The sequence below is a fragment of the Aquabacter sp. DMC10 genome (genome assembly GCF_056314145.1).
The window spans coordinates 1-25,414 of the sequence record NZ_JBQUYX010000011.1 but is presented as its reverse complement, the minus strand read 5'-3'; the positions used below and the strand labels follow the sequence as shown (position 1 = coordinate 25,414).

The 25,414-nt window shown below is 67.2% G+C and carries 17 protein-coding genes; 1 reads left to right on the top strand and 16 read right to left on the bottom strand.

The features are described 5' to 3' along the window. Positions 1–6 precede the first annotated feature (6 nt). From trbJ to trbB, 5 genes are read right to left on the bottom strand one after another with little or no spacing between them, the layout of a single operon-like run. Positions 7–759: a P-type conjugative transfer protein TrbJ gene (trbJ, locus tag ACT54L_RS23685; protein WP_476088121.1), complete on the bottom strand. Its 753-nt coding sequence runs from the start codon at positions 757–759 to the stop codon at positions 7–9. Then, positions 756–3,194, bottom strand: coding sequence for a conjugal transfer protein TrbE (gene trbE, locus ACT54L_RS23680; protein WP_476088120.1), 2,439 nt, complete (start codon positions 3,192–3,194; stop codon positions 756–758). Before trbE ends, trbJ begins: the two co-directional genes overlap by 4 nt. A gap of 13 nt (positions 3,195–3,207) precedes the next feature. Next, a complete protein-coding gene (locus tag ACT54L_RS23675) occupies positions 3,208–3,477 on the bottom strand; it encodes a VirB3 family type IV secretion system protein (RefSeq protein WP_476088119.1) in 270 nt (89 codons plus the stop codon). Beyond that, positions 3,477–3,809: a TrbC/VirB2 family type IV secretion system protein gene (locus ACT54L_RS23670; RefSeq protein ID WP_476088118.1), complete on the bottom strand. Its 333-nt coding sequence runs from the start codon at positions 3,807–3,809 to the stop codon at positions 3,477–3,479. Before ACT54L_RS23670 ends, ACT54L_RS23675 begins: the two co-directional genes overlap by 1 nt. Beyond that, positions 3,806–4,774, bottom strand: coding sequence for a P-type conjugative transfer ATPase TrbB (gene trbB / locus ACT54L_RS23665; protein ID WP_476088117.1), 969 nt, complete (start codon positions 4,772–4,774; stop codon positions 3,806–3,808). Before trbB ends, ACT54L_RS23670 begins: the two co-directional genes overlap by 4 nt. 339 nt (positions 4,775–5,113) lie before the next feature. Between trbB and ACT54L_RS23660 the strand changes: the two genes are divergently transcribed. Next, positions 5,114–6,235, top strand: coding sequence for a DUF4172 domain-containing protein (locus ACT54L_RS23660; RefSeq protein WP_476088283.1), 1,122 nt, complete (start codon positions 5,114–5,116; stop codon positions 6,233–6,235). A 278-nt stretch (positions 6,236–6,513) separates the two neighbouring features. On the opposite strand, the gene ACT54L_RS23655 is transcribed toward ACT54L_RS23660, so the two are convergent. The 11 genes from ACT54L_RS23655 to ACT54L_RS23605 form a co-directional block, all read right to left on the bottom strand. Further along, the gene (locus ACT54L_RS23655; protein ID WP_476088116.1) at positions 6,514–9,954 is read right to left on the bottom strand and encodes an ATP-binding protein; all 3,441 of its coding nucleotides are present in this window, start codon (positions 9,952–9,954) and stop codon (positions 6,514–6,516) included. A gap of 3 nt (positions 9,955–9,957) precedes the next feature. After that, positions 9,958–11,211, bottom strand: coding sequence for a metallophosphoesterase family protein (locus ACT54L_RS23650; protein WP_476088115.1), 1,254 nt, complete (start codon positions 11,209–11,211; stop codon positions 9,958–9,960). A gap of 623 nt (positions 11,212–11,834) precedes the next feature. Beyond that, complete coding sequence (locus tag ACT54L_RS23645) at positions 11,835–13,388, bottom strand: multicopper oxidase family protein (RefSeq protein ID WP_476088114.1); 1,554 nt, start codon at positions 13,386–13,388, stop codon at positions 11,835–11,837. Positions 13,389–13,441: 53 nt separating this feature from the next. Further along, positions 13,442–13,816 (bottom strand): hypothetical protein, encoded by a 375-nt coding sequence (locus ACT54L_RS23640; RefSeq protein WP_133863543.1) that lies wholly within the window; start codon positions 13,814–13,816, stop codon positions 13,442–13,444. Positions 13,817–13,828: 12 nt separating this feature from the next. Continuing rightward, positions 13,829–16,960: an efflux RND transporter permease subunit gene (locus ACT54L_RS23635; protein ID WP_476088113.1), complete on the bottom strand. Its 3,132-nt coding sequence runs from the start codon at positions 16,958–16,960 to the stop codon at positions 13,829–13,831. A gap of 8 nt (positions 16,961–16,968) precedes the next feature. Beyond that, entirely contained in the window at positions 16,969–18,624 is a 1,656-nt protein-coding gene (locus ACT54L_RS23630; protein ID WP_476088112.1) for an efflux RND transporter periplasmic adaptor subunit, read from the bottom strand. An 88-nt stretch (positions 18,625–18,712) separates the two neighbouring features. Continuing rightward, positions 18,713–20,026, bottom strand: coding sequence for an ATP-binding protein (locus ACT54L_RS23625; protein WP_133863540.1), 1,314 nt, complete (start codon positions 20,024–20,026; stop codon positions 18,713–18,715). Continuing rightward, entirely contained in the window at positions 20,023–20,748 is a 726-nt protein-coding gene (locus tag ACT54L_RS23620) for a response regulator (protein ID WP_280960270.1), read from the bottom strand. Before ACT54L_RS23620 ends, ACT54L_RS23625 begins: the two co-directional genes overlap by 4 nt. Positions 20,749–20,965: 217 nt before the next feature. Next, positions 20,966–21,412, bottom strand: a complete 447-nt coding sequence (locus ACT54L_RS23615) for a CopG family transcriptional regulator (protein ID WP_476088111.1) — start codon at positions 21,410–21,412, stop codon at positions 20,966–20,968. A gap of 5 nt (positions 21,413–21,417) precedes the next feature. Further along, positions 21,418–23,409: a conjugal transfer protein TraG gene (locus ACT54L_RS23610; protein WP_476088110.1), complete on the bottom strand. Its 1,992-nt coding sequence runs from the start codon at positions 23,407–23,409 to the stop codon at positions 21,418–21,420. Between the two features lie 21 nt (positions 23,410–23,430). Then, positions 23,431–25,170: a relaxase/mobilization nuclease domain-containing protein gene (locus ACT54L_RS23605; RefSeq protein WP_476088109.1), complete on the bottom strand. Its 1,740-nt coding sequence runs from the start codon at positions 25,168–25,170 to the stop codon at positions 23,431–23,433. Between the last annotated feature and the right edge of the window lie 244 nt (positions 25,171–25,414).

Below are 25,414 nucleotides of genomic sequence, written 5' to 3'. Positions count from 1 at the left end.
CTCCCGTCAGTTGCTGAACATGCGGGCAGTGCCGGCCTGATAGCCGGCGCCCGGGGTGAGGAAGCGCCGGCGCTGCTCACGTCCCTGCTCCGCCGCGGTCGCGCGTTCCGCCTCGGACAGCGCCGTGGCGCGCCCATTGGCGGACATCACTGCGATCAAGTCGGACAACTGCTGCGACTGCAAAGCGAGCAACTGGTTGCCGGCCTGCGTGGCCTGAAGCGCGCCCGTGGCGCCCTGGCTCTGGCCGACAAGCGTCGCCATCTCGGCGCGGTTGGCGTCGACATTGCCAACGACGCCGGCCTGGACCCGCAGCGCATCCTGCAGGCCCCCGACGGTCGTCTGCCAGCGCGAGCGCGCACCGGCGACGAGATCGGCATCGGAGGCCGAGAGCGGGATGTTGCCGTAGCGCTGCTGGAAAGCCTGGTCGATCTGGCCGACATCGAAGGCGATGCTCTGCGCCTGTCCGAGTAATTGCTGGGTGCGCTGGACCGATTGCTGGATTTGCTGCAACGAGGAGTGCGGCAGGCTGGCGAGATTGCGCGCCTGGTTGATCAGCATCTGCGCTTCGTTCTGCAGCGAGGTGATCTGATTGTTGATCTGCTCCAGCGCCCGCGCCGCCGACATCATGTTCTCCGCGTAGTTCCAGGGGTCATAGACCGTGAGGGCCTGCGCGGGCGGGGACCCAATGGGTGCGAGGGCGAGCGGCGCGGTCAGCAGCGCGACGGCGACGGTGAGCGCGCGCGGACGGAACAGCTTCATGGCTGCGTCTCCAGATTGGTGAGGTTGGGAAGGAGGTCGGCGGCCCAGCCGAGGCCGCGATGACGCAGCCATGCCGCAAGGAAGCCGTCGCGCCCCTGATCCGCGACGATCTTGCTGATGGCCTGCTGGTCGGTCTTGGAGGACGCCGCGCACAGCGCCAGCGCCACGTCCGAAAGCCCGAGCTCGAACAGACGGTTGCCGCGCCGCGACTGGCAGTAATAGTCGCGCTTCGGGGTCGCCCGCGCGAGGATCTCGATCTGCCGGTCGTTCAGGCCGAAGCGGCGATAGATGGCGGTGATCTGTGGCTCGATGGCCCGCTCATTGGGGAGCAGAAGGCGTGTCGGGCAGCTCTCGATGATTGCCGGCGCAATGGCGCTGCCATCAATGTCAGAGAGCGACTGCGTGGCGAAGATGACGCTGGCGTTCTTCTTGCGCAGCGTTTTCAGCCATTCCCGCAACTGGCCGGCGAAGCCCTCGTCGTCCAGCGCCAGCCAGCCTTCATCAATGATGATGAGGGTCGGTGATCCATCGAGCCGGTCCTCGATCCGGTGGAACAGATAGGCCAGAACCGCCGGCGCGGCCTCCGTCCCGATCAGACCTTCCGTCTCGAAAACCTGGACGGTGGCGGAGCCCAGATGCTCGGTCTCGGCGTCGAGCAGCCGGCCCCAAGCGCCGCCCAGGCAATAGGGACGCAGCGCCTGTTTCAGGTCGTTGGACTGCAGGAGGACGCAGAGGCCGGTGAGGGTGCGCTCTTCGGCCGGCGCGGAGGCGAGCGATGTCAGCGCCGTCCAGATATGTTCCTTCACCTGCGGCGTGATGGGGACGCCTTCGCGGGTGAGGATGGCAGTGAGCCAGTCTGCGGCCCAAGTGCGCTCGGCAGCCTCATCGACGCGCGCCAGCGGCTGGAGCGAAACGCTCTCCGCGCTCCCCTCGCTGAGACCGCCACCGAGATCGTGCCAGTCCCCGCCCATGGCAAGCGCCGCGGCCCGGATCGATCCACCGAAATCAAAGGCGAAGACTTGGGCTCTCACATAGCGCCGGAACTGCAGCGCCATCAGCGCCAACAGCACGGATTTGCCCGCGCCGGTGGGGCCCACTACGAGCGTGTGGCCGACATCGCCCACATGGAGGCAGAACCGGAACGGGGTCGAGCCCTCCGTCTTGCCGAACAGCAGCGGCGGTCCGTCAAAATGCACGTCGCGGCTCTCGCCCGCCCACACGGCTGACAGCGGGATCATGTGGGCGAGGTTCAGCGTCGAGATCGGAGGCTGGCGGACATTGGCATAGACATGACCGGGCAAGCTGCCGAGCCAGGCGTCGACGGCGTTGATGGTCTCGGTCATCACCGTGAAGTCGCGGCCCTGGATGACCTTCTCGACCCGCCGCAGTTTCTCGTCGGCGATGCGGGGATCGGCGTCCCACACCGTCACCGTCGCGGTGACATAGGCGACGCTGGCGTGATCCGCGCCGAGCTCCTGAAGCGCGAGGTCGGCATCTTCAGCCTTGTTGGCGGCATCCGAGTCCACGAGGACGGAGGCCTCATTGGTCATGACCTCCTTCAGGATGGCGGCGATGGATTTGCGCTTGGCGAACCATTGGCGGCGGATCCTGGTGAGCAGCCGAACGGCATCCGCCTTGTCGAGCAGGATCGCCCGTGTGGACCACCGGTAGGGAAAGGCCAGGCGGTTCAGCTCATCGAGCAGGCCGGGCGTCGTCACCGTCGGAAAGCCGGTGATGGTCAGCACACGCAGATGCTGATCGCCAAGCCGGGGCTCCAGCCCGCCCGTGAGTGGCTGGTCGGCCAGCAGCGCGTCGAGATAGATCGGCGTCTCCGGCACGCGAACATGGTGCCGATGCGTCGAGACGCAGCCATGCAGGTAGGTCAGCGTCTCGCCGTCATCGAGCCAGCGGCATTCCGGCATGAAGGCGTCGATAAGGTTGAGGAGCCGATCGGTTCGGTCGGCAAAGCCGCGCAACGTCTCATGTGGATCGAGACCCGCCTTGTCCCGCCCTTCATAGAGCCAGCCTTCGGTGCGCGCGGCATCCTCGGCCGGCGGCAGGAAGGTGAAGGTGAGGAAATAGCTCGACTCGAAATGGCTGCCCGCCTCTTCGAAATCGGCCCGCCGCTCGGCATCGACCAGAGCGGAAGCGGCATCGGGGAAAGCGCTCGCCGGATAGGTTGCGGCGGCATGGCGCTGCGCCTCCACGAAGATCGCCCATCCCGCGCCAAGACGGCGGAAGGCATTGTTCAGCCGCCCGGCGACCGCGACGAGCTCGGCGGGCACGGCGCTGTCGAGGTCCGGCCCACGAAAACGCGCCGTGCGCTGGAACGATCCGTCCTTGTTCAGCACGATGCCCGGTGCGACCAGTGCCGCCCAGGGCAGGAAATCGGCAAGGCGGCGGTTGCGGCTGCGATACTCGGCGAGGTTCATCATTGGCGCGCCTCGCTCAGACCGAGAGGTGCGCCGGGATGCGCAGATGCCGGCGCACCACCTCCACGAAGAGCGGATCACGCTTTGCGGCCCACACCGCTGCGACATGGCCGATCACCCCTATAGCGAGACCGACGAGCCACAGGCGCAGGCCGAGACCCAAGGCCCCGGCGAGCGTTCCATTGACGATGGCGATGGCGCGTGGTGCCCCGCCGAGCAGGATCGGCTCGGTGAGCGCTCGGTGGACGGGCACGCTGAAGCCGGGAACCTCAACCGTCTCGGCCATCAGACCAGCGCTCCGCCGCCGAAGGAGAAGAAGGACAGGAAGAAGCTCGAGGCGGCGAAGGCGATCGACAGGCCGAACACGATCTGGATCAGCCGCCGGAAGCCACCCGACGTGTCGCCGAAGGCCAGCGCGAGGCCGGTCGAGATGATGACGATGACGGCGATGATCTTGGCGACGGGCCCCTCGATCGACTGGAGGATGGATTGCAACGGCGCCTCCCATGGCATGGACGAGCCGGAGGCATGAGCGCTGGCCGTGGCCATGAGGCTGATGCAGGTGGCGGACACGGCCAGCCGGGCTGCGCTATGGGCGCGACGGAGCGATCGGATCATGTGGGATCTCCGGTGATGACAGGGGTGACGCGGTAGTCGCCATCGGGGCCGAGGCCCTCGACACGGGCGAGTTCTGTGAGCCGGCGTGCGGAGCCGCGGCCGGAGAGCACGGCCACGAGATCGATGGTCTCGGCGATCAGCGCGCGCGGGACGGTTACGACGGCTTCCTGGATGAGCTGCTCCATCCGCCGAAGCGCGCCGATCGCACTGCCGGCATGGATGGTGCCAATGCCGCCGGGATGGCCGGTGCCCCAGGCCTTCAGGAGGTCCAGCGCCTCGGCGCCGCGCACCTCGCCAATGGGGATCCGGTCGGGCCGCAGGCGCAGCGCCGAGCGCACAAGGTCGGACAGCGAAGCGACGCCGTCCTTGGTGCGCAGGGCGACGAGGTTCGGCGCCTCGCATTGCAGCTCGCGTGTATCCTCGATGAGGACGACGCGGTCTTCTGTCTTAGCGACCTCGGCGAGCAGCGCGTTGGTCAGCGTGGTCTTGCCCGTCGAGGTGCCGCCCGCGACGAGGATATTGGCGCGAGAGGCGACACCCTGGCGCAGCGCGTCGGCCTGTCCTGCGGACATGATCCCAGCGCGGACATAGTCTTCGAGCGTGAAGACCGCGACGGCGGGCTTGCGGATGGAGAACGTCGGGGCCGCCACGACCGGCGGCAACAATCCCTCGAACCGTTCTCCCGTCTCGGGCAGCTCGGCCGAAACCCGCGGAGCTCCCGCATGAACCTCGGCGCCGACATGGTGTGCGACGAGCCTAACAATGCGCTCGCCGTCAGCGGGCGAGAGCCGCTCACCCGTGTCGGACAGTCCCTCCGAAAGCCGGTCGATCCACAGCCGCCCGTCGGGGTTCAGCATCACCTCGACGACGGCCGGGTCTTCCAGATGCCGGGCGATCGCCGGACCCAGCGCCGTGCGCAGCATCCGCGCGCCGCGGGCAAAACTCTGATGATGGTGTGCCGCCATGCGAACCCCGACGCTGCCGGGGTTCTGACGATCTCATCCCGGGTGGGGATGATTAAAAGAGCCCGATATTAGGCCGGTTCAACAGGATTCGATCCGCTTCGCAGCGTGGCGTGCAACGACAGGTGAACGGCGGAACTGCTGCAGTGATCGGAAGCGGCATAGGGAGCCTCCCCTTCACGGTTTGAAAAATGCTCCCTGTGCCCGCATAGGAAATGGGGATGGGATCGCTCGATCAACCTGCGTCGCGCGATGACGCGGCTCTGCCATGAGCGATAGGATGGCTATCTATCAATCACGCATCCGCTATTATGTGAGCTATAGATGGAGAATCTATCGCTCATGGTGTGGAACTGGACGCAGCACGGCTGGCCGCATTTTGCCTATGATCCGGTTGCCCTCGAACCGCTGGAGCGGCGGTTCCTCCTGCTCACCGGCGAGGTGATCGGTGCGGTTCGGCATGTCAGCGAGGGCGAGCGGGACCTGCTGCGGATCGAACTCCTCAGCGACGAGGCCGTCAAGACGAGCGCGATTGAAGGAGAGACGCTGGATCGCCTCAGCGTGCAATCCTCTCTGCGCCGTCAGCTCGGCCTCGACACCGACAATCGCGACGTGAAGCCGAAAGAGCGGGGCATCGCGGAGATGATGGTCGATCTCTATCGGAGCTGGGCTGATCCCCTCGACGCCGACACGCTGTTCCGCTGGCACCGCATGCTGATGGCGGATAGCCGGCATCTGGAGACCATCGGCGGCTACCGTCGCCATGAAGACGCGATGCAGATCGTGTCCGGCCGCCAGGATCGGCCGACTGTGCATTTCGAGGCGCCGCCATCCTCCCGGGTTCCGGACGAGATGGCCGCCTATCTCACCTGGTTCAATGGCTCGGCCCCGGACGGTGAAACGCCCTTGCCGGCACTTACCCGGGCCGGGATCGGGCACCTCTATTTCGAGAGCATCCATCCTTTTGAGGATGGCAATGGTCGTATCGGCCGAACCCTCGCTGAAAAATCCCTCGCCCAAAACATCGGGCAGCCGACCCTGATCGCGCTCGCCCATACCATCGAGCAGCATCGCAAGGCCTATTACGATCAGCTCGAGGTCCATCAGCGGACGCTCGATGTCACGGGCTGGCTGGTCTATTTTGCAGAAACGATCATCGCGGCCCAGCAGACGACGCTCGGCCGCGTCGCCTTCCACATCGCCAAGGCGCATTTTTATGATCGCTTCCGCCACAAGATGAACGAACGGCAGGAGAAGGTGATCGCCCGCCTGTTCCGCCAGGGCCCCGGCGGCTTCACGGGAGGCCTGAGCGCGGAGAACTACCTCGCCATCACCGGCACCTCACGCCCCACCGCCACACGCGACCTACACGATCTGGTGGAACAAGGCGCCCTGACGCGAACCGGAGAACGCCGATACACGCGCTACCATCTGAACCTGCAGGGACATGCTGTAAAGTCATGAGCTTGCGGAACGCGGGGCAGCTGTTCGGGGCCCTCGGCGAGGCATCCTCAAATCTGCAGGATGCGCCAGAAGCCGACGTTAGCTGCGGGGACGATGAATGGCCGGTTTGGGGCCGAGAGCGGACAGTCCGTTACAGGGGAACTTCGCACGATAAGCGGACATGTCGCCGATGACAGTCGGGGGCAGGAACTTACCCAAACCGGCCCTTCATCGCCGCAGCAGCGAACTTCTGCGCAGGGCATGTTGCGGATAAACCTGCTCTCGGAAGCCTGCTCGGATCAATCAAGCGCGCACTCGGAATGAAGCTCCGCTCCGACCACATGCTTCGCAATCGCCATGAGGTGTGAGTGATGCGTAAAGAACAAAACCTGCGTTGACTTCGCAACCTCCGCCAAGACCCTGAAGCCCGCCTCGGCGCGCTGATCGTCGAAATTCACGAACAGGTCGTCGGCCAGGAACGGGAGGTTCACCCCGGCCGCAACTGACTGCTCGAGCGCGGCCAATCTGAGAGCCAGAAACAGCTGGTCGGTCGTACCCTCGCTCATGGCGCCGACTTCCACCATTGTCCGGCCGTCATGGCGAAGCCCGAGCAGGCGCGGTGAGGGGCCATCGGTATCGACGCGGAGCGTGGCATAGCGGCCGGTGGTGAGAATCGAGAATAGTTCTCCCGCGCGCAAGAGCAGCGGATCCTGGTGGCGCTCGCGGTATTTCTCGATCGCCCATTTAAGGGTGAGGGCCTGAGCGCGCTTGAGGATGTAGTGCTCGGCGAGGACCTCCAACTCGGATTTTGCCTGCTCGGCGTCCGCGGCAGCATCGGCGGCCAACGTTGCGCTGTTGTCCAGCGCAGCGAATGCCGAGCGTGCATCACCATGGGCCGTCGCGGCCAGATCGACCTCGTCGTTCAATTCTTTCAGCCGAGCTTCGAGCCTGGCGATATGTCCAGCCAGCTCATCGAGACGAGACGAGCCCACGGCAGCCACGAGTTCATCGAGGGCGAGCCCATCGCCATCGTCTACGATCTGGCGTTCTGTCGTCGCGAGTTCGTGCGCCAGCTGTCGTCTCGCGCGAGATCGCTCGATGGCGGCAGACAGCTCGGGGCGGTCGGTCGCCCCGATTTCCGCGAGAAGCGGTGCCAGAGCATCATCAGCCGCCTTGATCCTTGCCGCGGCTTCGTCGACCTGCTCCGAGCGGCGGCGCGCCTCCTCATCCAGCGAACCGATCAGCGTGGCTGAGGCACGGGCGCCGACCAGACGGTCGCGCAGGGCGCGTAGGCGGGCGGCTGGTTCTCTGGCGGCAATGCGGCATTCATCGCAAAGCGCTTCCACGCGCGAGACGTGAGCACGAGCATCACGTCGGATGCCCTCGACGCGTCTACGTAGCTCAGCTTCGGTGACGCCGGCCTGTCGGAGCTCGTCCAAGAGATCGAGAACCGCCCCGCATGTGGCGATGTCCATCTGCAAACCAGCATCTGCCAGGGCCGCATTCCACGCCCGATCATAGGACGCGGCGTCTTCATCTAGACGCCCTTGGCGGCGATCAAGCGCGTTGAGCTCTGCAGTCGCTTGTTCGAGTTGCTCCTGGGCCTGGGACCGGCGCCGAGCCGCCTGCTCCACTTCACCGCGCTTACGCTCCGCGGCCGCCAGCAAGGGTGATAGCGGACCATCAGCATCGGCTGTTCCAAGCGCGGCTGCGAGTGCCTTCCGGCAGCCATCGCGGCGCTCGATTAGAGCATCGAGATCCGAGCGCACATCAAGATATTCCTGCTGGGCTGTCTCGGCGACCTCACGGTTGGCCTGCCAGGTAAGGAATTGCGATGGCTCCAGCGCGGGCAGGCCCACCGCCGAGATTCGGCTGTGCCAAGCGTCCAAAGCGCCCTCGTACCGGCGCCGCGCTTCTGCTGCGCGGTTCCGTGCCTGTTCGGCCTCAAGCTCGTGCCTTGCCTTCGTCTGTTCAAGCAGCGAGAGGCGGCTGGAGGCGTCAGCAAGGGTGAAGCGGAGCTCCAACTTCTCATCGACCAAAGTGACGCTCGCCTCAAAGCCGGCCACGGCGTTTGCGGGTGACTTAAGCGCGCCTCCCGAAAGGACATGCTCGCGGATTGGCAGCCAATGCGCCTGGCGCTCTTGCCGAGCGGATGCGATCTCCTCCGGGGTGACGACCGCGCCGGTTGCGAGCTGCTCGATCTCGAGAGCTACTGCACCGCTTTGATCAACTGAACGTTGGGCCTGCTCCTCCTCACGCCGGGCCGTGGCGAGGATGTCTGCGATTTCTGATCGAGCCGCGTCGATTTCCCGCTCGCCAATCCTCGGAAGTGACGCGAGCTCCTCAACGCTGCCGCGCCACAGAGCAAGCCTCGCGAGAAGGGGAGGGATTGCGGATGACGATGCCTCGGCCTTTCGGCGGGCGGCCTCGCAGCGGGCATCCGCATCTGCCCCGAGCGCCCGTGCCGCGTTCACGGCATCAATCAACGTGTCGACAGGCGCTTCGGCAGGACCCTCCTCGACTCTGGCCTGCGCACGCCTGCGGCGCTCTTCGATATCAGCGCGGCTCTCAGCGATCTGGCGGCTGGCGGCCATTGTCTCGCCGCGCAGCCGAGCGAGATCGCGCAGTTTCGCCGCAACCGCACGTGGGAGTGCAACATCGGCGTTGGGGGCTGCTTCCGCGCGCAACCGGCGTGTCAGCGCCTCGGCGACCGCAAGCTCAGGCTCCAATCTCGCCAGATCTCGAGCGGCCTTTTCGCCGGCCCCAGCGTCGGCAACGAGCTGATCAATCTCGTCAGCGCGAGCGAGGATCTGCGGATCGTCCTCTATCGTGTTGCGACGTGCGGCGGCCTCCGCGCGCAGCTGCTCGGCTGCCGCCCTCTGACGCTGCGCCTCCTCAGCGTCCTGGATGACCTTTTCGGCACTATCCTCGCGCTGCTTTCCGAGATCGATTGTCCTTTCACCGGCTTGGAGCGCTTCGAGCTGTTCATCGCGCCGGCGCACCAAGGGCGCGATCCGACGAATGCGATCCGCCGCCCTGAGCTCGGCTTGTACGTCGTCGCGGATACTGCGTGCTGTCTCCAGGGCCCTCTGGGCTCTTTCGGCCGCCTGTCGCGCATCGGACCATGCCTTCGGCTTCAAGGCATCATCCCGGATCTTTTTCGTCGCCTCCGCAAGCTGCTTTTGCGCCTGGGTGAAGGAGCGGCGTTGGGCGGTCGAGGGCGCCCAGATGGCGTCCGCCTCTCCCTCAAGCTTCTTCAGCTCGTCGGCAATGCCCGTGAGGCCCGAGCCTGCCGCGAACAGGGTTCGCCCGAGGTCGTTCTTCGCCTCGACCATCGCTCGGCCGCCGGCGCGCAGTCCGGCTTGGTCGAGGCTGAATGAGAGATTGAACGTCTCACGCGTCTGGCTCTTCAGCATCGCCATAAGCGGTGCCTCATCCAGTACAGCGTCGGTGGCGTCGAGCAGCGTGCCGACAGTGCCTTTTCTGCGACGACAGGAGAACGTTCGCCCACCATCCTCCAGAACAGCCCCGACCCGCAGCAGCGCGTTGTCGAATATAAAATTGTAGGCCGACCGTGTTGGAAATCCGAACAAGAGGTCCGAGACGGCGGCAAGCGAGGTCGTCTTCCCGGCCTCGTTGGCACCGTAGATTATGTGAAGATCGGGGGCGCCTGTACGGAAGTTGAGTTCGCAATCCTCAAAGCGCCCATAGCGCTCCAGCGAGAGGCGGGAGAAGCGCATCGCTCACGCCTCCCGCGTCAGGCGTGAGCGCAGGGCGAGGGACGCCGTGCGTAGGACCGTCGACCAGTCTCCGTGCGACGCCGAGAGCCGCAACTCGCCGTCTTCTGCATCACCGAGTGCCGTGTTGGCGGCGAGCATGAAGCGCTCGAGGTCGGCCTCGAGCGCCTTCGCGAGGTCAGGATCAGAGGCACCCTCTTCGATCAGGGCCCCCAAATCCTCGCCCAAGACGAGTCCTCCGGCAGCGGCTGGCGTGGTCACCAGCACCTTCACCTTCTCGACATAGAGATCCGCGGAGATAGCGCCGGCTATGGCCCGAACGTCGTCGCGCAGTTCGGCCGTTCGGTCATGAAGGGCACCAGCATCGGTCAGCTCTCCCGTCAGGCTGACGCGGACGACAATGGGGCGGCCGGAGCCATTGGCACCGTGGAGGCGGCCGAGCGCGGCTCGGATCCGGTCCTGGATCTCCTCAAGCTGCGCACCCGAGCAATCCACCTCAAGACGGGTCCAGCGGATGACGTCGACCTCAACGCGATCCACCGCCGAGACCTCACCGTCCACAACGGTTACGATCACCGCGCCCTTTGCGCCGGTCTCACGAATAGTCCGTCCCTGCATATTGCCGGGAAAGACGACATAGGGATCGGTGCTGACGATCTCGAACTCATGGACGTGGCCGAGCGCCCAATAATCGTACCCTTTTGCACGGAGATCCTCCACACTGCAGGGGGCATAATCGGCATGTCCTTGCCGGCCGGCGAGGGCGGTGTGGAGGACGCCAATATCGAAGCTGTGGCTCTCCGACGGCGGATAAGCGAGGACGAGGTTCTCGGTTACGGTCGGGGTTGAGAAGCTCTGGCCATGAACAGCTACGTCCAGGTGCGCCAAGCGGTGTGTCTCAGGGCGGCGGGGGCCGAACTGCCGGACGTTCGGCGGCCATGGCACCGTGCGGGAGATGATGGAAGCGGCATCATGATTGCCAGCGAGGATGAAGACCGGAATGCCAGCTTGATCGAGCCGGCCCATGGCCCGGGCGAAATAGAGGCCCGTTCCCATGTCACGCCAGTCGCCGTCGAACAGGTCACCGGCGATAATGACGAAGTCGACGGCCTCGTCGATGGCGCACTGGACGAGATTGTCGAATGAGGCCCGGGTGGCCAGGCGGATATCCTCGACCGGAAGCCCGTCGTAGCGCGAAAGACCATGCAGTGGGCTATCCAGATGGATGTCTGCCGCGTGCAGGAAGCGGAAGCTCGACACGTTGGTTCCCTTTGTCAGCGTGGCAGCAGTCTTACCACCTGATCCAGGCGATACGAACCGCACACCGCCCAGCGCGAAGTTCTGTCGCAAGAGGGCCGACTTATTCCACCTCGTGAATGTCCACTTTCGAGCCAGAGCCGTCACCCGGTCAATGGCTGAAATGGGGGCGCAAAGCGGACGTCTCTGAAAGGGCCGTTGAGGGGTCGCTTTGGGTCAATCTGCGACATTGTCCTGCCGGCTATAAGCAGTCGCCCGCACTCCATCTCCGGCAGAATCTGTAACGTCTTCGCCTCACCCCGTTGCGCCCCGTTTCTACGCGTCCTGCTCCTCGTAGCGGTGCACCGGCCCGAGCCAGGGCGGAATTGACCGTCGTGACCAGAGCACGGCCCGAGGCTGTTTGACTGTCCGACCCGCAAAATCTTTGGCCGCGCCGTAGGCACGATCAGGCCTATCCGTGGACGGTCAGACTGCCAGTGTATTCCGCCTCAGCGCCGGAGATATTTCATGAGCGCCGCAATGCCGAGCACGACGAGCGCCAGGATGAGGAGGCCGAAGAGCCACATCCCCCACATGCCGCCGCCCATCATTTGATCGTAGTACATGACGGTCTCTCCTCTGCGGGATCAAGCTATCTTCACCACCGCCATCATGCCCGTGGCCATGTGGTAGAGGTGGTGGCAGTGCAGGAACCATTCGCCCTTCGGCCCGGCGTCAAAGGCGATGGTGACGGGCATGTGCGGCGGCACCATCACCGTGTCGCGCACCGCGCCTGCGATCCGTCGCCCGCCGATGCCCACCACCTGGAAATGGTGGCCGTGCAGGTGCATGGGATGGCTCATGGTGGTGGGGTTCATGAAGGTCATCTCCACCCGCTCGCCGGGACTGACGGCGAAGGGGCTTGCCTGTCCATAGGTGTGGCCGTTGATGGTCCAGCGATAGCCCGCCTCCTCGCCGAGCATGATGGGGAAGACCTTGTCCGCCCTACGCTGCGCAATCGGCTTCCGGGCGGAAAGGCGCCCTTCGAACGCGAGGTCGAGCAGGCCCTGCGGACGGTCGGCAGTCTCGGCGATGCGTGAGACGGACGCTCCAGCCGTGGCCAGGATGAGGCCGGTGCGCCGGGCCGAGGCCTCTACCTGCGCCAGCACCGGGAAGGCTCCTCCGCTCGCCGGAATATCCACCAGAAGGTCGATGCGCTGTCCCTGGGCCAACGGAAAAGTATCCGCCTGCAGCGGAACGCAGGGTGAGCCGTCCACCGCGACGCATCGCGGCTTCAGACCGGGCATGCTGATGAAAAAGGCCGTGGCGGTGCCGCCGTTGATGATGCGCAGCCGCACTTTTCCGCCCTTCTCCACCTTCACCACCTCGGGATCAGCGAGGGTGCGGCGGTTGGCGAGGAAGGCGTCATAATCGACGTCGTTGGCGTGGGCCATCATGCCGCCGCTCATTCCCGCGCCCATGCCCGCACCCATGCCGTGACCCATGTGGCCCGCGTTCTGGCCCGCCCCCATCATTCCGCCGCCCATGCCGCCCATCGCGCCCATGCCGTGGCCGGCATGACCCATTCCCGGCATCGCCATCCCCACCGCAGCCTGAGTGGGCTGGGTCGCTCCGTGAGCCCCGTGGTCGCCATGGGCGTTCGCGCCACCGAGGCCGGCGAGAATCTCCTCCGGGCTGCGGAAGGAGAAATCGTGCAGCATCACCACCACGTCCTGCGCGTCCCCGGCATCCGCCTCGCGGGTGACGAGGGGCGCGGCGAGCAACTGCTGTTCGCTCAGCGTGTGGGAATGCATCCAATGGGTGCCGGGCGTGAGCAGGAAGTCCACCTGGTCCGTCCCGCCGGGCGCGAGTTCGCCGCCGTCGGGGCGGGCGCGGTCCTGATCCGCTGGCGCGAAGATCTGGCCGTGCCAGTGCATCACCGCCGGCGCCTGCGAGGCATTGAGCACCGCGCCTGCGAGGCGATCGCCCTCCTGCGCGAAGATGCCTTCGCCCGCCGGGCTCTTGACGGCGAAGACCTTGGCCGCCTTGCCGTTCACGTCGATTGTGAGGCTCTCCACGGTGATGAGCGGGGCGGCGAGGACGCGGCTCCACCCGCCGGAGAGGGCAAGCGCGCCGGCGGCGGCGCCACCCGCGAGGACGGTGCGGCGGGACACGGAGGACAGGTGCTTAGGTTGGGTCATGGTCGGCCTCCTGGGTGCGTCGCCGGGCAGACGAGGCGAGGCAGGGATTGAGTTCAGTATTTCGCCTGGGTCGTTGTGCCGTCCGGCGCGGTGAGCTGGACGGCGCCCTTCACGCCCTTGGGCACGGCGACCGGGGCGGTCCCGGCAAGCCGGCTGCCGCCGGCGGGCGTCAGAGGGAAGCGTTGGGCCTTGCCGTCCACCACCAGGATGGCATTGGCCTTGAAGCCGTCGGCCGGAACCGGCTTGTCGGAGCCGTCGCTGAGATAGAGCGAGACGGCAGGCGTCCCGTCGACCACCAGTTCCGCATGAAAATGCCCGGCGTCCACACGCACGCCGCCGTTGGCGCCGGTGCCGGGCTCGTGCGCGAGGAGCGGCGTCGCGAGAAGGGGAAGAGCGATGAGGGCCGACGCAAGGGGGCGGAAGATCATGGCGGGCTCCGATCAAAAGGCATCCGCGCGGGCGGCGGCCGGGTTGGGGCCGTCCTCGCCCACCGCCGCCACGAGCCGCTCCAGCGGGCGGCGGCCGTAGGCGAGGACGAGGACGGGGGTGAGCACGGCATCGAGCAGCGTGACGCTGACGAGGCCGCCGAAGATGGTGACGGCCACCGGGTGCAGGATCTCCTTGCCCGGCATCTCGGCGCCGCTCATGAGCGGCAGCAGGGCGATGCCGGCGGAGGCGGCCGTCATCAGTACCGGGGTCAGCCGCTCAAGGCTCCCTCGCGCCACCAGCGCGGGACCGAACGGCAGGCCTTCGGTGATGGCGAGATTGATGGTGTGGCTGATCTTCAGGATGCCGTTACGCGCGGCGATGCCGGTCAACGTCACGAAGCCGATCATGCTCGCCACCGAGAGCGGCTGCCCGGCCAGCCACAGGGCCACCACCGCGCCGATGAGGGCCAGCGGCACGCTGCCCATGATGACCAGCGCGAACAGTGCCGAGCGGTAGCGGCTGTAGAGGATGGCGAAGACCAGGAGCAGCGACACCGCGCCGAGTGCGCCGATGGTGCGCATGGATTCCTCCTGCGCCGCGAAGGTGCCTTCGAGGCTCGTGGACATGCCGGAGGGCAAATCCGTCGCGGCGATCACGCGGCGCATGTCGGCGATGATGGCCGCCGTGTCGCGCCCGCCTGAGGTGTTGGCGAGCACGACGATGCGCCGCCGCCCGCCCTCGCGCAGGATCTGGTTCGGCCCGTCCGTCTCCTTCACGTCCGCCACCTGGGAGAGGGGCACCCAGCCGGATGGCGTCTCGATAAGGAGGCGGCTCAGCCCCTCGGCGCTGCGCGTTGCCTCGGGCAGGCGCACCACCAGCTCGAAGCGCCGGTTGCCATCTACGAGGGTCGAGACCACGCGCCCGTTGGAGAGTCGCGCCAGCGCGTCCGTCAACTGTGCGGGCTGGAGGCCATGGAGGGCGGCGCGGCCGTAATCCACGCGCACCGTCACCTCCGGCACCCGCACCTGCCGCTCCACCTGCAGGTCGACGAGGCCGGGAATGGCGCCGAGGCGCTGGCGCAGGCTTTCCGCCGTGGCGCGCAAGGTGTCGAGGTCGTCGCCGAACAGCTTCAGGGCGATCTCGGCCCGCACGCCGGAGAGCATGTGGTCCAGCCGGTGGGAGATGGGCTGACCCAGATTGAAAGACGCCGGCAGGACGGCGAGGCGGTCGCGGATATCCGCCGTGATCTCGGCCCGGCCGCGGGCGGAGGGCTGGAGGTCCACCTCGATCTCGGAGGCGTGCACGCCCTCCGCATGTTCGTCCAGCTCCGCCCGGCCGGTGCGCCGACCCACCGCCTTCACCTCCGGCACGTCCAGGATCAGCGTCTCGGCGACAAGCCCCATGCGGTCGCTCTCGGCCAGCGAGAGGCCGGGTCGAAACGACATGGAGATGGTGAGCGAGCCCTCGTTGAACGGCGGCAGGAAGGCGCGCGGCAGACTTGCGGCACCGGCCAGCGCACCGACGAAGAGCAGCGCGGTCGTGCCCATCACCAGGCGCGGGTGGCGGAAGGCGGTGGAGAGCAACGCGGCGTAGCCACCCTTCAGCATCCGCACCAGCGCGCCGTCCCTTTCCGCATGGCGGCTGAGGGCCGGCAGCAGATAGAAGGCGAGCACCGGCGTGAGCGTGATGGAGGTCAGAAGGCTCGCGAGGATCGAGACGATATAGGCCTGCCCCAGCGGGGCGAACAGCCGCCCCTCAATGCCCGGCAGGGCGAACAGTGGCACGAACACCAATACGATGATGAGGGTAGCGTAGACGATGCCGGAGCGCACCTCCCGGCTCGCCGCCACCACCACATCGAACACGGGACGGGGCACGGCTGCGGCGGCATTCTCGCGCAGTCGGCGGAAGATGTTCTCCACATCCACCACCGCGTCATCCACCAATTCGCCGATGGCGATGGCGAGGCCACCCAGCGTCATGGTGTTGATGGAGAGGCCGAAGGCGTGGAACACGATGGCGGTGGCCAGGATCGACACCGGGATGGCGGTGAGCGAGATGACTGTTGTGCGCCAGTTGAGAAGGAACAGGAACAGCACCACCGCCACCACCGCCATGGCTTCCAGCAGCACCTTCTCCACATTGCCGATGGAGGCGGCGATGAAGTCCGCCTGACGGAACACGGGCGGGGAGATGCGGATGCCGTCGGGCAGCGTGCGGTTGAGGTCGGCCACCGCCTCTTCCACCGCGCCGGTGAGGGCAAGGGTGTCTGCCTCCGGCTGTTTCTCCAAGGAGAGGATCACGGCAGGCCGCCCCATATAGCCGGCATCGCCGCGCTTCAGGCGAGCGGCGAAATCCACCTGCGCGATCTGGTGGAGGAAGACATTGCCGCCGGCGGGGCGCGGCAGGACGAGAGTCTTCAGGTCATCGAGGCTGAGGGTTCGGGCGATGTTGCGGATGAGGAATTCCCGGCCGCCCTGGTCGGCGAAGCCGCCGCCGGAATTGGTCCCGAACTGGGAGAGCGCCTTTTCCAGCGCGTCGAGCGTGATGCCGTAGGCGCGCATGGCAGAAACGTCCGGCGAGACGCGGAACTGCCGCACCTCCCCGCCCATGGGAATGACCTGCGCAATGCCGGGGATGGCCAGGAGGCGCGGGCGGATGACGAAGTCCGCCGCCTCCCGCACCGCCATGGGCGATGCGGTGTCGCTGGTGACGGCGAACATCAGGATCTGGCCCATGATGGAGCTGATGGGACCCATCTGCGGGGAGACATTCGCCGGCAGCCGGTCACGCACCAGAGCGAGGCGCTCCGCGATCTGCTGGCGGTTGCGGAAGATGTCGGTGCCGAAGTCGAATTCCACATAGACCACGGAGAGACCGACACCGGACACCGAGCGTAGGCGCACGAGGCCCGGCAGGCCGTTCATGGCCGTTTCCAGCGGGAAGGTGACGAGTTGCTCCACCTCCGCCGGGGCGAGGCCTTCCGCCTCGGTCATGATGGTGACGGTGGGCCGGTTGAGGTCCGGCAGCACGTCCACCGGCAGCCGCGTGACCGCATAGGCGCCATAGACCACCAGCACGAGTGCCAGCGCCAGCACCAGCAGGCGGTTGCGCAGCGATTGGGTGACGAGGACCGTGAACATCACCGGCCTCAGCGGATCTGGTCGATGAGTTCGGCGCCATCGGTCACGATGCGGCGTCCGGGGGCGAGGCCCGCCAGCACCAACACTCGGGACGCATCAAGCGGCTCCGTTTTCACCTCGCGAGGCATGAAGCGCTCGGCGCTGACGTGCTCATAGACGATGGGCTGGCCGTTCGCCCCGCGCACCACCGCTGACCGGGGGATGGCGATGCCAGTGCGCGGTGCGCCGGCCTCCGCGAAGACCGTCAGGAACTGGCCGGGGCGCAGCTCCCCGGTGTCCGCGGGGACGGAAAACAGAAGGGGGAGCGCCTGGGCCCGGTCTGATATCCCCGCGCCCAAGAAGGTGAGCGCCACGGTTCGCCCGTCGGGCAGGCGTCCTGTGGCACCGGAGCGTCCAGCATCCGGCAAGAAGCCGAGCGCCTCCACCCACAGCCGGCCGGGATCGACGATGCGGAACACCACCGAGTTGGGATCGGCCATCTGCCCCGCGACCGCGTCGGCGGCGGCGATGACGCCGGACACCGGCGCGCGCAGGGCCTCCGGCTCGCGCTGCACCCGTTCCAGCCTGGCGCGGCGGGTCTGGAGCCCCTTCAGCTCGATCTCCGCTTCCTCCACCTCGCGGCGGGTGACGGCGTTGGGAATGGCCGAGAGCCGCTCGTAGCGCCGTTTCATGATGGCGATCTGCTGGTCCAGCTCGTAGCCCTGCTGCTCCAGGTCCTTGAGGTCGGAGGCACCGATGGGCGGATGCACGTAGGCGAGGATTTCGCCCGCCGCGACCTTGGTTCCGAGCGGCTTGAAGCCGCCCTCTGGCGGCGCAAGGCGTCCACCCACCGCGGTTTGGACGAGGCCGCTCGCATTGGCGTCCGGCACCACGCGGCCGGGTAGCTCGACCATGCCGGCAAAGGTGCCGGCAGCAGTCACGAGGGTGCGCACGCCAAGGATGCGCTGGGTCGGCTTGGGCACGATCACCGAGCCGTCAGGAAGGCGCTGGGCGGCATCGCGGGCGGGGGGCTGCCGAGCGGGCGGCTGCGTGTCCGCCGCCCATGCCCCCTGCGGGGCACCGGCCAGAGCGACGCCGAGCGATCCGAGGATGAGGAGCGCGCCCGCCCGACGCCGGGACATGACCAGCGCCCCGGCGAGGAAGCCGACGAGGAGGCCCGCCAGAATGCCCGCGAGGAGGTCCGCTCGCAGCCCGCCGAGCTGCGCCAGCACCGCCGGCGCTTGCGTCTCGGACGATGTTGGAGCGGCTGGTATGGTCAAGGTGGCGGCGAGAACGTCCACCGTGTCGCCGGCGGTGACGGTGAAGGCGAGGTCGTGCGCGCCCGGCTTGGCGGCGAAGGGAACCGGCAGCACATAGGTGCCCGGCCCGGCGGGCTTCGCGGCCTGCGAGCCCTCGGGCGTGTCCACCTCGATGGCGGCGCCTTCCATCGGGGCGTTGTCGGCGAAGCTGTCGAGGTGGATGGTAAGGGTACCGTCGCGCAGCACCGCCACCAGCTCGAAATCGGCCGAGGCCGCCTCAGCGCGGGGGGCGAGCGTCGTCACCGGGGGCGGCGGGGGCGCGCCGTGGTCGTGGCCTTCGTGGGTCGCAGCGGGACCGGACAGCGCCGCGCCGGCGAGAAGCCAGCATAGGCCGCAGACGGCTTTCCGCAAGAAATGGCGACCCATGCCTCAACCCGTCCGCTGGTGATTCCGGTACGGGAGAGCGATAGCGTGCGGCGCGTCACGCCGCGTATCGCTTCTGTATCAGTTTGTTTCAGCCCGGATCCTTGGTCAGGCGCACCGTGGCGACGAGGCCGCCGCCGGGGGCGTTGGCGAGGGTCAGCGCGCCGCCGTGGGCCTCGGCAACCGCGCTGGCGATAGTGAGGCCGAGCCCGACGCCTCCAGTAGCGCGGCTGCGCGACGCCTCAAGCCGCACGAAGGGCTCTAGCACGGCGGCGAATTGGTCCACTGGAATCCCCGGTCCCTCGTCCCGCACCGTCAGGACGGCATCCGCTTCCTCGTCCATGATGGACACATGCGCGGAGCCGCCATAGGCGAGCGCGTTGTCCACCAGATTGCCCACCATTCGCTTCAGGCTGACGAGCCGTCCCGCGACGACGAGGCGCGGCGGCGCCGAAAGATCGGCCCGCAGGCCCCGGTCCCGCGCGTCGTCCACGATGGTTTCCACCAAAGCCACGAGATCGAGCGGCCGCACCGGCTCCTCGCTCGCCTCGCCGCGCAGGTAGGAGAGCGTGGCCTCGACCATCTGCTCCATCTCCGCGACATCCCCGGCGATGGCGTCGCGCAGCGCCGGGTCGCTCACATCCTCGAGGCGGAAGCGCAGGCGCGTCATGGGCGTGCGCAGGTCGTGGGAGACCGCCGCGAGGGCCTGGGTGCGCCGCTCGACCAACCCAGCGATGCGCGCCTGCATGCCGTTGAAGGCATGGGCCAGTTCCCGCACCTCCTTCGGCCCCGTCTCGGGCAGGTGAATGCGCGCCGCATCCGGCGGCAGGGCCGCGACGGTGCGCGCCATGGCCCGCAAAGGCCGCGTGAGCCATGCGGCGATGGCGAGGGACAGGAGCAGCACCCCCGCCGCCATCAGCGTGGTGGAGAGCAGGGAGCCGTGCCCCCCGGCGGTCTGCGGCACGGAGGCAAACATGCGCACATTCAGCCAGCTCCCGTCGGGCAGGCGCACGGCCACGAGGCTGAGGTGCGGATCGGGCCCGGCGCCAACCAGAATGTCCGCTGCGGCAAGGTCCGGTGCGAGCGCGCGAACCTCGGCGGCGAGGCGCTGGGCGGACTCGTCGGCGTGGGGCCCCGTCGCGGCCATGGCCTCGCGGCCCCAATGGGCATCGATGGCGCCCCCCGACAGGGCATGGGCCACCTCCTCCCGACGCTCCGCAGGTGCGGCGGCGAGTGACCGGCGCAGCGCCACGATCTGGTCGGCGAGGCGGACGGCATGTGCCGCATGGCGCTCGCGCTCCATGGCATGTTCGTAGGTCCACAGGCTCAGCACATGGACCACGACGATTCCGAGCACGGCCACGACTGCGGTCCGCAGAGCGAGGCTGTCGATGGCGCGGATCATGAGCGCGCCACCTCCGGGACGAAGAAATAGCCGGTCCCACGCACTGTCTTCACCATCTCCGGCCCGCCGCTCGAATCGAGCTTCCTGCGCAGCCGGCTCACCTGGATATCGATCGCCCGGTCGAAGCCGGTGGCGATGCGGTTCTTCGCGGCGTCCATCAGATGGTCGCGCGTGAGCACGCGCTGGGGATGCTCCAGGAAGGTCAGCAGCAGATCATATTCGCCGGTGGAAAGATCGACGATGGCGCCTTCCGGGTTGGTGAGCTCCCGCCGCCGGGTGTCGAGCGTCCACCCGGAAAACGTCAGGCGGGTGCCGCCGCTGGCAGCGGCGGGGTCGGACAGCCGGGTCCGCCGCAGCACAGCATGAATGCGGGCGAGCAGCTCGCGCGGGTTGAAGGGCTTGGCCAGGTAATCGTCGGCACCCAGCTCCAGGCCGACGATCCGGTCCACATCGCTGCCGCGGGCGGTCAGCATGATGATGGGCACATTGGAGGTGCGGCGGATGTCCCGGCACAGATCGAGCCCACTCACCCCCGGCAGCATGATGTCGAGAATGACGAGGTCCACCGTGCCGGCAGCCATTGTCTCCCGCATTTCGCGGGCGCCTTGCGCGGCCGTGACCTTGTGCCCGTGCTCGCGCAGGAACTTGCCGGCGAGACGCCGGATTTCGGCATCGTCGTCAACGATGAGGATGTGGCCTTCGGGGGACACCGTGTCACGCACTCCTCTGCACCACTCCACACCGCGGCGCTCGGCACGGTTCTTTCTAGCCTAAAGCCGGATGCCATCACATTGAATCCCTGAGCGATCCGATGTGCGCGATGAACCCCTCCATGTTCAAACAGCTTCGGGCCGTTTTAACTCTGAGGTTTCGGACCCATTCGGCGACTTGGCTCGGTCCGTTCGTCACAAGCAGACGTACTCAAAGCCCGAGAATGCGTCACGACCGGCGGCCTCCGTCACCCTCCAGTTGAGAAACATCCTCCCCGATCTCCTGCCGCAGCTGCGGCCCCTTGGCGAGGCGCCTGCCAAGCGCGCGGGTGTAGGCTGTGTAGCGCTCGGAGAGCTTGGCGCGGGCGGCCTGGGCGGCCGGCTCGGGCAGCGCGGGGGTGGTGGCGAGCCAGAAGCGGATGAAGGTGGCGAAAGCCTCGGTCGAAATTCCGAGATCCCGCTCCAGCCGCGCAAGGCGGCGATCGATCTGGCTGAGGCGCCGGGCAAGCACGGCCTCGTGGCGCTCAGCACTGTCGGGCGACAGGAAGGAGGCGATTGCGGCTTGGGCGATCAGGGACATGGACTGGTCGCGCTGGGCGGCGTAGTGGGCCAGCAGGTCCATGATGTCGGGCTCGAGATAGACGGAGATCTGCGCTTTCTTCGTGCGGCCTGCCATGGCGATCACAGCTCCATGCCGTCATTGGGATTGAGGCTGACCTGTCGGGCGACGCCTTGCATGAGGCCGGTCATGCGCCGGTTTCGGGTGGCGACGTCCTCCATCTCGTCGTCGCGATCCAGATCGAACTCGAACTCATTCTCGATGAGCTGGCTTTTCTCGACCGGCTTCACGCGGCTGAGCTCGGGCTGATGCCGGTGCTCCGACCCGGTCGGGTCATCGTCTCGACCTTTGTCCGCGGTGCTCCCGCCTGTGCCCTCCTGTGGCCTTGGCAACGGCAGCGCGGTCCAGTCATCGTGTTGGACGGTCGGGCCATGAGAGGGCGTTGGCGGCGGCAGGAGCCGGTCCCGGAAGCGCGCATCCTCATAGTAGCGGGCCTTCTTCGCGCGGATCGGCGGGGTGCCGGCGACCATGACGATCTCGTCCGTGGGCGGTAGCTGCATGACCTCGCCGGGGGTGAGCAGCGGGCGGGCGGTTTCCGAGCGCGACACCATGAGGTGACCGAGCCAGGGCGAGAGCCGATGGCCGGCGTAGTTCTTCATCGCCTTCATCTCAGTGGCGGTGCCGAGCGCATCGGAGACGCGCTTGGCGGTGCGCTCGTCATTGGTCGCGAAGCTCACACGGACATGGCAATTGTCGAGGATCGAGTTGTTCGGCCCATAAGCCTTCTCAATCTGGTTCAGCGACTGGGCGATGAGGAAGGCTTTCAGGCCATAGCCGGCCATGAAGGCGAGCGCCGATTCAAAGAAATCGAGCCGGCCGAGCGCGGGGAACTCGTCGAGCATGAGCAGCAGCCGATGGCGTCCGCCCTTCGCCTGCAGGTCCTCGGTCAGACGCCGGCCGATCTGGTTGAGGAGGAGGCGGATCAGCGGCTTGGTGCGATTGATGTCGGAGGGCGGCACCACGAGATAGAGGGTCGAGGGAGCCTTGCCGCCGACAATATCGGCGATGCGCCAGTCGCAACGCCGCGTCACCTCGGCGATCACCGGATCGCGGTAGAGGCCGAGGAACGACATGGCGGTGGAGAGCACGCCCGAGCGTTCATTGTCGGATTTGTTCAGCAGTTCGCGGGCAGCGCTTGCGATGACGGGGTGCGGGCCCGCCTCGCCCAGATGGGCGGTCTTCATCATGGCGTCGAGCGTGGTCTCGATCGGCCGCTTCGGATCGGAGAGGAAGGCGGCGACGCCGGCGAGCGTCTTGTCCTTTTCGGCATAGAGCACGTGAAGGATGGCTCCGACGAGCAGCGCGTGGCTGGTCTTCTCCCAATGGTTTCGCTTTTCCAGCGAGCCTTCGGGGTCGACGAGAATGTCGGCGATGTTCTGGACGTCACGCACTTCCCACTCGCCGCGACGCACCTCCAGCAGAGGGTTGTAGGCGGCGGACTTGGCGTTGGTCGGATCGAACAGCAGCACGCGGCCATGCCGGGCGCGGAAGCCGGCGGTGAGCTGCCAGTTCTCGCCCTTGATGTCATGGACGATGGCTGATCCGGGCCAGGTCAGCAGCGAGGGCACCACCAGGCCGACCCCCTTGCCGGACCGGGTCGGCGCGAAGCACAGCACATGCTCGGGCCCGTCATGGCGCAGATAGTCCCGTTCATACCGACCGAGCACGACACCATCGGAACCGAGGAGGCCGGCGGCGCGGACCTCCTCCTTTTCGGCCCAGCGCGCCGAACCATAGGTCTCGACCTTTGAGGCTTCGCGCGCCCGCCAGACCGACAGGGTGATGGCGACGGCGATGGAGAGGAAGCCGCCAGAGGCGGCGATCAGCGCCCCCCGGAAGAACACCTCCGGCGCATAGGCATCGAAAAAGTACCACCACCAGAAGAAGGCCGGCGGATAGTAGATCGGCAACCCGAGCCACTCGAACCACCGCGCGCCCAGCTGAGTCTGAAAGCCGAGGCTCCAGGCCACATATTGTGTAGCGCCCCAGATCGCCGCCAGCACGATCAGCAGCACGGTGAGGATCTGCCCCCAGAGGATTTTCGTCGCCGACATGGTGATGATCCTTCTCTGCGGTCAGAGGCCGAGGTCGCGCTTGCGGCCGAAGCTCCAGTCGACGCCACCATCGTCACGGGCGACGCCGGAGACATGCTTGCCGAGCTGGCGCTCCAGCGAGGGCGACCAGGGCACGAGTTGGAAGCCGAGCCCGTCATCGAGCATGGCGAAGCGGCCGGACGCGAGCACAAGGCGCTGGCGATACGTGCCGGCGACATACTCGCCGGTGCCGGCCTTGTTGACCGGCAGGCCGGTCTCGGCGGCGAGCTTCGCGCCGACGGCCTCCAGTTCCCGGCGGCGGAGCGTGTCGATGAGATTGCGGGCGAAGACGACGCGCCGTCCCTGTCGTTCGGCCAGCCCCTCGCGGATGAGATGCTCAGCACGCCGGTCAAGCGCTTGGCTCACCTCGGCGCCGAAGCCGCCATCCGACAGAGCTGCGGGGTCACGCGCAATGGCCTGCCGGTCGAGCCAGGTGGCGCCGGTGGCCGTGACCTGATGGGCAAGGTCCAGATCGGAGCGCACGGCGAGTGCGACACGTCGCTTGCCGTGCGCATCATCGAAGGTCCGCAGCTCGACGATGGAGCCAGGCGCGCCATCGCCAGCGGCATCGAGATCGGGCAACCGGATATGATGGGAACGCCCGTCCACCCCATCGACGATGGCATAGGCGGAGCCGTGGAGTTCATCATCGAGGCCGCGCGCGACCAGCCGGCCGATGACCGGCACTTCGAGGCTCTCGGAGGCGAGGACATAGCTGGCCGTGCCGCGCTCGATCCCGCGTTCGGTCAGGGCGCGGTGCATGCGCTTGATGATATCGCCACGCTCACCGAGCGCGCGCAGGGTTGATTCCGCCTCCGGCTCCATCACCCATTGCGCGTTGCCGATCTCACTGGCGAGGCCGAGCGTCTCGAGTTTGCGAAGGCGGCCGATCCTCAGCGCATGATGGTCGTCCGGCTGCCGGCCGGTCACCGGCGCCATGTCGATGATGCCGCTCTCGCGGGTCTCGCGCACGAGTTGGCGGTCCAGCTCGGTCCAGCGCTCTGCCTCGATCTGACGCTCCAAACTCCGGCGGATATCGAGCTCGGTGCGCGGGCCGAGTTCCTGGGTGATCAGGTCGCGGGCGCGATCGCGCACGCCCTCCTTGATGTAGTCGCGGGAGATCACGAGATCCTGGCCATCGTCGCGGCGGCCGCGCACGATCAGATGCACATGGGGATGCTCGGTGTTCCAGTGATCGACGGCGACCCAGTCGAGACCGGTGCCGAGGTCCTTTTCCATCTGCCGGGCGAGGTCACGGGTGAAGGCCCGCAGGTCCTCCATCTCCAACGCGTCGTCAGGCGAGACGATGAAGCGGAAATGGTGCCGGTCCTCGCGGCAGCGCTCGGTGAAGGCGTCGACATCCACACTCTCGATCTCGGGACCAAACATCCGCGCCTTCTCGCCGTCGCGGGTCACCCCCTCGCGGCGGAGATAGGTGAGGTGCTGGCCAAGCGAGCCCGCGCGGGCCGTGTGTCGGACGACGCGGGCCTTCACCACGGCGCCGCGTGACCGCGGCGTAATCCGGCGGCTGGCCTGAAGGCTGGCGACCTGCCCGCTGCCGAAACGCGAGCGGTTGCCAGAGGCGATCTTGCCGGCGCGAGAGACCCCGCCGCCGGCCTTGCGGGCCGCGGCGAGCGCCTGGGCGATGAAGGGGCGCGCCTGCTGGGCGCGGGTCGAGCGGATGCGGCCGGGACGGACACGGAACTCGCGGTCATCGCTCATGGCGAAGCCTCGCAATGTGCGGGAAATCGTGGATACGCAGCCACTTGCGGAACGGGCGAACCTTGTGGTTCGGGCCTGCAAGGTGCCGGGGACACAGAAAAAGGCTGCAGAAACAACACCCCGACCGTCGCGCAATGTGCGCGCTTTTATCCTGCCCTCGTGCGGTCGTGGGTATCCGTCCGGTCCCTGCACAGTATTGGTGGGATGCAAAATCGGGGCATGTCGGTTTCCTTCGAAGCATGGA

Excerpts from the sequence above, each read along its gene's own strand:
- trbJ (WP_476088121.1), bottom strand. The coding sequence starts at position 759 with ATGAAGCTGTTCCGTCCGCGCGCGCTCACCGTCGCCGTCGCGCTGCTG.
- trbE (WP_476088120.1), bottom strand. The coding sequence starts at position 3,194 with ATGATGAACCTCGCCGAGTATCGCAGCCGCAACCGCCGCCTTGCCGAT.
- ACT54L_RS23675 (WP_476088119.1), bottom strand. The coding sequence starts at position 3,477 with ATGGCCGAGACGGTTGAGGTTCCCGGCTTCAGCGTGCCCGTCCACCGA.
- ACT54L_RS23670 (WP_476088118.1), bottom strand. The coding sequence starts at position 3,809 with ATGATCCGATCGCTCCGTCGCGCCCATAGCGCAGCCCGGCTGGCCGTG.
- trbB (WP_476088117.1), bottom strand. The coding sequence starts at position 4,774 with ATGGCGGCACACCATCATCAGAGTTTTGCCCGCGGCGCGCGGATGCTG.
- ACT54L_RS23660 (WP_476088283.1), top strand. The coding sequence starts at position 5,114 with ATGGTGTGGAACTGGACGCAGCACGGCTGGCCGCATTTTGCCTATGAT.
- ACT54L_RS23655 (WP_476088116.1), bottom strand. The coding sequence starts at position 9,954 with ATGCGCTTCTCCCGCCTCTCGCTGGAGCGCTATGGGCGCTTTGAGGAT.
- ACT54L_RS23645 (WP_476088114.1), bottom strand. The coding sequence starts at position 13,388 with ATGACCCAACCTAAGCACCTGTCCTCCGTGTCCCGCCGCACCGTCCTC.
- ACT54L_RS23640 (WP_133863543.1), bottom strand. The coding sequence starts at position 13,816 with ATGATCTTCCGCCCCCTTGCGTCGGCCCTCATCGCTCTTCCCCTTCTC.
- ACT54L_RS23635 (WP_476088113.1), bottom strand. The coding sequence starts at position 16,960 with ATGTTCACGGTCCTCGTCACCCAATCGCTGCGCAACCGCCTGCTGGTG.
- ACT54L_RS23630 (WP_476088112.1), bottom strand. The coding sequence starts at position 18,624 with ATGGGTCGCCATTTCTTGCGGAAAGCCGTCTGCGGCCTATGCTGGCTT.
- ACT54L_RS23625 (WP_133863540.1), bottom strand. The coding sequence starts at position 20,026 with ATGATCCGCGCCATCGACAGCCTCGCTCTGCGGACCGCAGTCGTGGCC.
- ACT54L_RS23615 (WP_476088111.1), bottom strand. The coding sequence starts at position 21,412 with ATGGCAGGCCGCACGAAGAAAGCGCAGATCTCCGTCTATCTCGAGCCC.
- ACT54L_RS23610 (WP_476088110.1), bottom strand. The coding sequence starts at position 23,409 with ATGTCGGCGACGAAAATCCTCTGGGGGCAGATCCTCACCGTGCTGCTG.
- ACT54L_RS23605 (WP_476088109.1), bottom strand. The coding sequence starts at position 25,170 with ATGAGCGATGACCGCGAGTTCCGTGTCCGTCCCGGCCGCATCCGCTCG.